Here is a 6,602-nt window from a genome sequence, read left to right as displayed (position 1 = left end):
CTCACGGTGGACACCCTTGCCTTAAGCTAATGGCTACTGCTACCTTCACCATTCGGGACTTTCACCCTATAGACTACGCCCATGCCGGGCGCACACTAAAAGAGACTCCTCATTAGATGAGGAGCCTCTTGGTAAATCAATATTACATCGGAAGAGCAAACTTACATCATGCCGCCCATTCCGCCCATGCCACCCATTCCGGCTGCCATGTCTGGACCTTTGTTTTCATCCGGTTTGTCTACTACAACTGCTTCGGTTGTAAGTACAACCGATGCTACGGATGCTGCATTTTGTAGTGCAGAGCGAGTTACTTTAGCAGGATCTACGACACCCGCTTGGATCATGTTTACCCATTCACCAGAAAGTGCATTGAAACCAATACCTACTTCTTCGCGTTTGAGACGCTCTACGATCACAGAGCCTTCTAGACCTGCATTGTCAGCGATTTGACGAATTGGTTCTTCAAGGGCACGTTTGATGATGCTTACACCTGTTTTCTCATCGCCAACTACATAGGAAGCTTCAAGTTCTTCTACAGCACGAATCGCATTTACAAGTGCTGTACCACCACCTGCTACGATTCCTTCTTCTACTGCTGCACGAGTTGCATTCAATGCGTCCTCGATACGAAGTTTTTTCTCTTTCAACTCGGTTTCTGTTGCTGCACCTACTTTAATTACCGCAACGCCACCAGCTAGTTTCGCAAGACGCTCTTGAAGTTTTTCTTTGTCAAACTCAGAAGAGGTGTCTTCGATTTGTTGACGGATTTGGCCAACGCGTGCTTTGATTTCACCTTGATCACCAGAACCATCTACGATAATGGTATCTTCTTTGTTTACACGTACTTGACGTGCACGACCGAGAACTTCAGGCCCTACGGATTTAAGATCTAGACCGATCTCTTCCGTAACAACTTGAGCACCTGTCAATGCCGCGATGTCTTGTAGCATTGCTTTACGACGGTCACCGAAACCAGGAGCTTTTACAGCTACTGCAGTGAAAGTTCCGCGTAGTTTGTTTACTACGAGCATTGCCAACGCTTCGCCTTCTACATCTTCAGCAATGATGAGTAGTTGACGGCCTTGTTGTGCTACTTTTTCAAGGATTGGTAGGATGTCTTGAACAGAGCTGATTTTCTTATCTGTAATCAAGATAACTGGCTCTTCCAATACCGCTTCCATTTTGTCTGCATCTGTAACCATGTATGGAGAAATATATCCACGGTCAAATTGCATACCTTCTACTACTTCAAGCTCTGTGTTAAAGCCTTTGGATTCTTCAACGGTAATAACGCCGTCTTTACCTACACGCTCCATTGCCTCTGCGATCAACTGACCTACTTCATCATCATTTGCAGAAATAGCAGCTACTTGTGCAATAGATTCTTTTCCTTCGATTGGTTGAGAAATACGACCGATTTCTTCTACTGCTTTGCGAACCGCTTTATCAATCCCTTTACGAACAATCATTGGGTTTGCACCAGAAGTAACGTTTTTCAAACCTTCACGAATGATCGCTTGAGCTAGTACTGTTGCAGTAGTCGTACCGTCACCTGCTACATCGTTGGTTTTAGTTGCTACTTCTTTTACAAGTTGTGCACCCAAGTTTTCGATTGGGTCTTCTAATTCGATTTCTTTCGCAATGGTTACACCGTCATTTGTGATGAGCGGAGAACCAAATTTTCTTTCGAGTACTACGTTACGACCTTTTGGTCCAAGGGTTACTTTCACTGCGTCAGCCAATGCATCTACACCACGTAGCATTGCACGGCGAGCGTCTTCACTGAACTGAATGTCTTTAGCCATTCTTTTTTATCCCCTCTCGTTATGTAAATAAACAGTTAGTAGTCTTACTTATATAATCTATTAATCAACGATTGCAAGAATATCACTTTCACGAAGGATCAAGTATTCTTTTTCACCGTACTTCACTTCTGTGCCAGCGTACTTGGAGAAAATAACCGTATTACCTACTCCTACTTCGAGTGGAAAACGATTTCCTTTTTCGTCAACACGACCAGAACCTACTGCTACGATGAGGCCCTCTTGTGGCTTCTCTTTTGCAGACTCAGGAAGAACAAGACCACTTACAGTTTTTTCCTCACGAGCTACTGCTTCTAACACGACACGATCACCTAATGGCTTAATCATGGGCAATAACCTCCTTCAAATAAGTCCTTTTTTCTTAATTAGCACTCACCCTAAGCGAGTGCTAATAACACTTCTAATGATAGTAAGTTTGAACCAATTTTGCAAGCATTTCTGACGAAAAAAATAAGAGCAATTTCCTTGAATCAGGAACTGCTCTCACTATGATCATCTTGAATCTCTTCGCCTTCCCAGCTCTTCTCTTCCGCTTCTAAACGTCTATATTGCCATATCGAAATAAAAACACTTATCTCATACAGAACAATTAGCGGGATCGCAATGACAATGTTGGCGATAATCGTTGGTGGGGCGATTAAGGTGGATATCACCACCATAGCAAAGTACGCAACGCGGCGAATCTTGTGTAGTAGACTCGGGGTAATCAGCTTAAGTCGGGTTAAAAACAGCACGACCACTGGTAGTTCAAACAACAATGCCATTGGGACAATCACATTTACCATAAAATCAAAGTATTGATAAACCCCATACTGCTCGATGACATTCATTTGTTTAGCTAAATTCACCATGAACTGATATAACATCGGAAAGACTACATAATATCCAAAAGCAAGCCCACCTAAAAACAAGAAAAAAGACGCAGGTATATAAAGACCCGCATTTTTCTGTTCATGTGAACGTAATCCTGGCTTCACGAATTGCCATATGTGATATAAAACCACAGGTAAGGTAAAGATCATCGAACAAATCATAGCGATCTGTACATATACCATTAACGGATCACCTGGATTAAATGCATAGATCTTCACATTCGAACCAATCGCATCATTTTTTATAAATTCAAATAGATCCGTAGCATAAACAAAGCTTACAATGAGCGATACAAGAAATGTAAGCAGCACCCAGATAATCCGCCGCCGTAGCTCTGTCAAATGTTCGGTAAGTGGTTGTGTTTCTTCGTTCATATATATTCCCTTCTCACTATGACCGCGAAGGCAATTAGCTTCGTTTATTTGCTACCTCTTCCAAGTTTTCTTCCGCATCTTCATCAGCTGGATATTTCTTCAAGAAGTAGATTAATGTCTGCAATTCAGAGGTTAAATCGATGTGGTGTATGCGAACAGGTGGGGGTGCCGTAATTCGTGCTGGGGTAAAGTTCAAAATCCCTCTTACACCTTTTTTAACTAGATAATCGGTGGTTGCCTGAGCCACATTGACAGGAACCGTAAGAATCGCAACTTCCACATGATGCAGAGAGATAATCTCCGATAAGCGATCCATTCCAAATACCGTGATTCCATCGATGTCCTTCCCAATTTTGGCCTCATCTTCATCAAATCCAGCGACAATCTTGGTATTATGGCTTCGATAAAAATTATATCTCAATAAGGCAGTCCCTAGATTTCCTACTCCTACTAATACTACATTGGTTACTTCATCTTGTTTTAGAAAATCCCGTAAAAATTGTAATAGATATGTGACATTATATCCATATCCCTTCTTACCTAATTCCCCTAGATAAGAAAAATCACGACGAATCGTGGCTGGATCAATCTGCAAAGCTTCGCTGAGATCAGCAGAAGAGATCCGTTGTTTTCCGATGGCATGTAGCTTTTCAAGATACCGATAATAGAGCGGTAACCGTTTCGCCGTCACCTGCGGAATTTTTTGATCTGACATAAGACCCCTCCCGGCTCATTTCGTTACTGATCCTGTATATTTATAACATCTTATTTTAACTATACCAAATTCTAATACATCAAAGTGAAAACAGTTTTGTAAAAGTACAGTAATTAAAATTTAATGATGACTGTACTCTTTGGATATTGACTTGTAAAAGTGCAGACATAATTCATTTTACAATCATGGGACTCTGGATATACCGTTTCTAACAAATGTTCCCTATCCGAAATCCCCACTCGGACAATATGAGGGAATTTCGCAAAGAATCGATCGTAATAACCCGCACCATATCCAAGGCGATATCCATTCTGATCAAATCCAACCCCTGGGACCAAAGCTAGCTGAATCATTTGCGGATCAACCCCACTACTTAATTCTTCAACAGGTTCCATAATCCCATAAGCGCCTTTCCTTAACTCACGACCATGTCGAACTTCGAAGAACTTCATATCTTTCGTCTCAGGGTATGACTTAGGAAAAACCACTTTTTTCCCGTTTTCCCACGCATTTTCGACAATCTGCCCCACATTTACCTCATTTCGGAATGAAGCATACACCGCAATGATATCGCTATTCATATAACCATTCCAGTGTACGATCTGTGCACAAATCTTCTGTGCCATCTGATTAGAATCCTCTTCAGAACGGTACATTCTTTTTTTCAATAGTTCGGTTCTGAGTGTTTGTTTATTGGAATAAGAGTCCGACAAGATTTTCCCTCCTACTCTCTTGCTCGTACCCACATTGTACACGAAAAATCCGAAATCGGTTTGCCCTTCGTTTTCTCCTCCATTACACTAAGAGAAGATGAGGTGGAGAGCATGTTAATACAAGCAAAGAACATATATAAATCATTTGGTGAAAACGAAGTCTTACATGACATTCAATTGCAGATTAATCCACAAGAAAAAGTAGGATTGATCGGTGCAAATGGAGCTGGCAAATCAACCTTATTAAAAATTATGATCGGCCAACTACTCCCCGACCAAGGTGAAATGATCGTCGGTAGAAAAGCGCAAATTGGCTATCTAGCACAACAGACGGGGCTTCAATCTGATCGTTCTATCTGGGATGAAGTGTTACAAGTATTCACTCCCGTACTTGCGATCGAACAAAAAATTCGCACACTCGAAGCGGAGATAAGCAAAGAAGAAATCTACTCAAATGAAGAGCAATATCAACGCTATCTACGTCAATATGCGAGTTATCAAGAAGAATTCGAACAAGTTGGCGGTTATTCATACGAGGCAAAAATGCGTGGTGCTTTACACGGGTTGGGCTTAGGCCATTTAGATGTTCATCAAACGAAGATCAGTGAGATTAGTGGTGGGCAAAAAACACGGGTTGCCTTAGCTAAGATGCTGTTAGAGGAACCTGATTTATTGATTTTAGACGAGCCTACCAACTACCTTGACCTACAAGCTACCGAATGGCTGGAGCAGGCGTTAAAAAATTATCCAGGAGCACTTCTTATTGTCTCCCACGATCGTTTTTTCATAGATCAACTCGTACAAGTGATCTATGAAATCGAGCGGAGTAAAGCTACCCGTTACGTGGGCAACTATTCACAATATGTGATTCAAAAAGAAGAACGAGCCTTATCGCATGAAAAACTGTATGAACAGCAACAAAAAGAGATCAAAAAACTAGAAGAGTTTGTTCAGAAAAATATTGCTCGAGCTACTACGACGAAACGGGCACAAAGTCGCAGAAGAACATTAGAGAAGATGGAACGACTTGATACACCTGAATCCTCTCTAAAGCAAGCATCAATCCGGTTTGAGACCTCTGTTACCAGCGGAAAGGAAGTCCTCCTAGCCAAAAATCTCTCTGTTGGGTATGAACAACCTCTCATTCAAGATCTCTCTTTTCGTGTAAGCCGAGGAGAACGGATCGCCCTACTTGGGCCAAATGGGACAGGAAAGTCTACCCTGCTGAAAACGATCGCAAGTCAACTGTCTCCTCTAACCGGAAATCTTCAGTTTGGTACCAATGTAGAAGTTGATTACTATGATCAAGAACAAAAACTGCTTACCTATGATAAAACCGTTTTAGATGAAATCTGGGACGATTATCCTACACTCGATCAAACGGTGATCCGTTCTCATCTTGGTCAATTTTTATTTCAGGGAGACGATGTATATAAACTCGTCAAAGACCTAAGTGGTGGCGAACGCGCTAGACTCTCTTTGGTTAAATTATTACTTAATCAATCCAATTTCCTGCTAATGGATGAACCAACGAACCACCTAGACCTGGCCACCAAAGAGCGCCTCGAATCAGCACTCGAAGAATACCCTGGAACGATTCTCTTTGTCTCTCATGACCGCTATTTCATCCAACGATTATCCAACCGAGTATGGGAATTAGCACCTGATGGAATCACTGCTTATGATGGAGACTACGATTGGTACCTAGAGAAAAAAGCACTCGAACAATTTGAAGAAACTCTTTCACCCAAAAACGAAGAACGCCTACCAAAAGGAGACGCCTACCAACATCGTAAGCAGAGCAAAGAAGAACAACGGCGTCTGAAACAGCATCAGCGTGAATTACAAGAACTGGAGCAAGCCATTACGACACTGGAGTCGAGAATTGCGGAGATTCAAGCAGAAATGTGCATGGAAGAAGTTTTTTCGGATCCTCAGAGAAGTAGCCCTCTGCAGAAAGAGTTACAATCCTTAGAGGAACAACTCCTTGTCAAAACCGATGAATGGGCTGAATTAGCTGATTGCACTTAGTTATCCACAAAGTTATCCACAGGTTATTCACTTTATCCACATAGATACAAAAACAGCGTACATCCTAGCTTGT

At 41.9% G+C, this 6,602-nt stretch carries 6 protein-coding genes; 1 reads left to right on the top strand and 5 read right to left on the bottom strand.

Features of this window, described 5'->3' with window-relative positions; all coding sequences use genetic code 11:
• Positions 1 to 161 precede the first annotated feature (161 nt).
• The 5 genes from groL to EDD57_RS10625 form a co-directional block, all read right to left on the bottom strand.
• Positions 162 to 1,805, bottom strand: a complete 1,644-nt coding sequence (gene groL / locus EDD57_RS10645; protein WP_131849427.1) for a chaperonin GroEL — start codon at positions 1,803 to 1,805, stop codon at positions 162 to 164.
• 60 nt (positions 1,806 to 1,865) lie between these two features.
• A complete protein-coding gene (gene groES, locus EDD57_RS10640) occupies positions 1,866 to 2,150 on the bottom strand; it encodes a co-chaperone GroES (protein WP_131849426.1) in 285 nt (94 codons plus the stop codon).
• A gap of 143 nt (positions 2,151 to 2,293) precedes the next feature.
• Positions 2,294 to 3,070, bottom strand: a complete 777-nt coding sequence (gene tatC, locus EDD57_RS10635) for a twin-arginine translocase subunit TatC (RefSeq protein ID WP_131849425.1) — start codon at positions 3,068 to 3,070, stop codon at positions 2,294 to 2,296.
• A gap of 34 nt (positions 3,071 to 3,104) precedes the next feature.
• A complete protein-coding gene (locus tag EDD57_RS10630; protein ID WP_131849424.1) occupies positions 3,105 to 3,785 on the bottom strand; it encodes a redox-sensing transcriptional repressor Rex in 681 nt (226 codons plus the stop codon).
• Positions 3,786 to 3,898: 113 nt separating this feature from the next.
• Positions 3,899 to 4,498, bottom strand: coding sequence for a 5-formyltetrahydrofolate cyclo-ligase (locus tag EDD57_RS10625; protein ID WP_131849423.1), 600 nt, complete (start codon positions 4,496 to 4,498; stop codon positions 3,899 to 3,901).
• Between the two features lie 111 nt (positions 4,499 to 4,609).
• Here EDD57_RS10625 and EDD57_RS10620 point away from each other — a divergent pair, with 111 nt between their 5' ends.
• Positions 4,610 to 6,529 (top strand): ABC-F family ATP-binding cassette domain-containing protein, encoded by a 1,920-nt coding sequence (locus tag EDD57_RS10620; protein WP_131849422.1) that lies wholly within the window; start codon positions 4,610 to 4,612, stop codon positions 6,527 to 6,529.
• Positions 6,530 to 6,602 lie beyond the last annotated feature (73 nt).

This window comes from Baia soyae (assembly GCF_004341445.1).
Taxonomy (GTDB): domain Bacteria; phylum Bacillota; class Bacilli; order Thermoactinomycetales; family Thermoactinomycetaceae; genus Baia; species Baia soyae.
This window is presented reverse-complemented; position numbering and strand designations above follow the sequence as displayed.